The 3,202-nt window shown below is 65.4% G+C and carries 3 protein-coding genes; all 3 read left to right on the forward strand.

Going from position 1 to position 3,202, the window contains the following annotated elements; translation table 11 throughout:
• The first annotated feature begins 80 nt into the window (after positions 1-80).
• From ACRDUX_RS22435 to ACRDUX_RS22445, 3 genes are read left to right on the forward strand one after another with little or no spacing between them, the layout of a single operon-like run.
• Positions 81-1,412, forward strand: a complete 1,332-nt coding sequence (locus tag ACRDUX_RS22435) for an MFS transporter (protein WP_526416638.1) — start codon at positions 81-83, stop codon at positions 1,410-1,412.
• Between the two features lie 57 nt (positions 1,413-1,469).
• Positions 1,470-2,333, forward strand: coding sequence for a dihydrodipicolinate synthase family protein (locus ACRDUX_RS22440; RefSeq protein ID WP_526416640.1), 864 nt, complete (start codon positions 1,470-1,472; stop codon positions 2,331-2,333).
• Between the two features lie 8 nt (positions 2,334-2,341).
• Entirely contained in the window at positions 2,342-3,148 is an 807-nt protein-coding gene (locus ACRDUX_RS22445) for an HpcH/HpaI aldolase family protein (protein WP_526416642.1), read from the forward strand.
• Positions 3,149-3,202: the final 54 nt, after the last annotated feature.

The raw sequence follows: 3,202 nt of genomic DNA on the forward strand, positions 1-3,202 counted from the left end.
TTTGAAGGGGGTGCTGCGGTAAAACGTACGTAATCGTTTAACGTAAACGTTTACGTAACGCAGGTCACAGGAGGTTCGAGGTGTCAGGCGAAACCATCGATTCGACTCCCAGCGCGGTCTTCCGAAAGATCACTTGGCGACTGGTGCCATTCCTGATCCTCATCTACTTCGTCGCGTACGTGGACAGAAGCAACGTCGCAGTCGCGAAGCTCACGCTTCAGTCCGATCTCGGATTATCGGACGCGGCATATGGTTTCGGCGCCGGACTCTTCTTCATCGGCTACTTCTTCTTCGAAGTTCCCAGCAACCTGATGCTCGCCAAGTTCGGGGCGCGTCGATGGATCACCCGCATCATGATCACGTGGGGCCTGATCGCCATGGCCTTCGCCCTGACCAACAGCGAACTCACCTTCTACATCCTGCGGTTCCTGCTCGGCGCCGCAGAGGCCGGGCTGTTCCCGGGCCTCATCTACTTCCTCACCCAGTGGTACAGCTCCAAGCGCAGGACGACGGTCTTCGGATTCCTGATCTTCGGCAATCCGCTCGCGTCGATCATCGGGGGGCCACTGATGGGGGTCGTCCTGCTGATGGACGGCGCGTGGGGGCTGACCGGTTGGCAGTGGGTTTTCGTGATCACCGGCCTGCCCGCGGTGGTCCTCGCCTTCGCGGTCCTCAGGTACCTGCCCGACACCCCCAACGACGCCACGTGGCTCACCGACGCCGAACGCGCAGTGGTCGTCCAGGAACTGGCTGCGGACGCCAAGACCGACCTCACCCCGCACGGCAGTCCATTGCGGGCCTTGAAGGACAAGCGGATCCTCTTCATGTCGGCGCTCTACATCGCCTTCCCGATCGCCGGTCTAGGACTTGGCCTGTGGATGCCGACGATCATCGCCGACCTCGGTGCGAGCAACACGATGGCCGCCGTGCTCTCGGCGATCCCCTACGTCTGCGCGATGGTCGGGTTGGTCACCATCCCCGTGCTCGCTGAGCGATACAACGCGCGTTACGCCGCGATCGCGATCTCGTGCGTGGTCGGCGCGCTCGGCTTCATCGGGTTGGTCGTGCTGCCCCATCAGCCGCTGCTGTCGCTGGTGCTGCTGTGTGTCGCGACGGCTGGGCTGTTGTCCTCCCAGCCGATCGCGCTGAGCCTGCCCAGTCGCGCGCTCAGCGGAGCGTTCTTCGCCGTCGGCATCGCGTGCATCAACTCCGTGGCCAACGTGGGCGGCTTCATCGGCCCGTACGTCGTCGGCGCACTCAAGGGCGCGACCGGAAACATCGACGCCTCGATGCTGTTCCTGGCGGGCGTGATGATCTACGCCGCGGTGATGGCCATCATCGCCAAACGCATCTACGAGCCCCGCAGGGCGGTGCAGGCTCCCGCGATCGTCGAGCGCACCGTCACCAACTGATCTCGGTCATCCGACCGATCATTCACCACCGCAACCGAATACGAAGGAGTATCACCCGTGGCCAATCACGACCCGTCCGACTTCCAAGGCCTGTTTCCCGCGTGCCCGACCCTGCTGCTGGAGGGGGAGACGCTCGACGAGCAGGCGCAGCGCCGCCTCTTCCGGGCCAACGCGGATGCCGGCGCCAGTGGATTCTGGATGTTCGGGTCCGGCGGCGAGGGCGTGACCATCGACGACGCCACCCGCAGGCGCGCGTTGGAGATCCTGTTCGACGAACTCGGTGAGGACTTTCCAGTGATCGCGGGGATCAGCGCCGAGGGCACGCGCCGGACTTTGGAACGGTGGCGGCCGATCGCCGATCTGCCCGTCAAGGGCGTCTTCGCGGTGCCGCCCATCTACTACGGCTACAGCCAGGACGAGCTCTACGATTACTTCGTTTCGCTGACAGATCTGACTGGAAAGCCGGTATTCCCTTATCACAACCCATTTTTCACCAAGAATCGGATGACCATCGACACCATGATCCGGCTGGCTCAGACCGACGGTATCGCCGGGACGAAGGACTCCACCAAGGAGATCGCCGAACTGCAACGGCTGGTCTGGGACACCCCGGACGACTTCGTGGTCTTCCAAGGACAGGAGGAGCTGATCGCGGCCAGCTTCGCCGTCGGCGCACGGTCGGTCGTGTCGGTGGTCAGCGCGTCGAACGTCGCACTCTTCGTCGACCTCATTGCGGCCGGGCGGGACGGCGACCTGAAGCGGGCTTGGGGACTCCAGGCGCAGGTCAACAACTACCTCGTCGAGATCGGTACGGCCGCAGCGGAAACCGAGGGCGATTTCATCAGCGCGGTGAAGAAGCAGCTGGCGTCGCAGGGCTTCGGTGTGGGTGTCCTGACCGCGCCGTGGCGTCCGCGGCCGTAGGCCCGGCGATGGCACTGACCGACGCGATCCGCTCGGCCGCCCGCGGAGGCCCACCGGCCGTTGGCACCTTCGTGATGGAGTTCGCCACCCCGGGGGTTGGCGCGCTCGCCGCGGCGGCGGGCGTGGACTTCATCTTCTTCGACCAACAGCACACGGGCTGGTCCCTCGGCGCACTTGCGCCCTCGCTGTGGGCCTGCCAAGCGGCCGCGATCCCAGCCGGGCTCCGCGTACCCGCTCCCGTCCCGTGGATGATCGGGGCGGCGCTGGATGCGGGCGCGAGCATGATCATGGTGCCCGCCGTCGACGATGCGGCCACGGCTGCCGCGATCGTGCGGGCGGTGCGGTATCCACCAGAGGGAGAGCGGGCCCTGACGTTCGGCGTCGCCTCAGATCGCTACCGCCCGCCCGCCGACCCTGGCGTCGAGATGCGCAAGCGCAACGCCGAGGCGCTGGTGTTCGTCCAGATCGAGACCGCCGCAGGACTTTCCGACGTGGAAGGGATCGCCGCCGTGGACGGTATCGACGTGTTGTGGGTCGGCGACAACGACCTGGCCGCCGCGCTCGGCATTCCCGGCGAGTTCGGACACAGCCGGTACCTGGCCGCTCTCGACCGGGTCGCCGAGGCGGCCGCGGGGGCCGGGATCGCAGCGGGCTTCACCACTGCGGACCCACGGACCGCCGAGGACATGCTGCGTCGTGGATACCGGATTCTGTGCTGCGGCAACGACATCAAGCTATTCCATCACGCCCTGCAAACGGGCGTCACTGCGTTCCGACGAGCTGCCGATGCGCGGATCTCTCAACTCGCTCAATGAAACTCGCCCAATGAAGGAGTACGACATGGCACAGCAGGACTTGTCGGGCAAGGT

This window comes from Mycobacterium sp. (assembly GCF_050701675.1).
GTDB lineage: Bacteria > Actinomycetota > Actinomycetes > Mycobacteriales > Mycobacteriaceae > Mycobacterium.

Bases quoted from the DNA above. Each gene is read 5' to 3' on its own strand.
- ACRDUX_RS22445 (WP_526416642.1), top strand. From the start codon at position 2,342: ATGGCACTGACCGACGCGATCCGCTCGGCCGCCCGCGGAGGCCCACCG.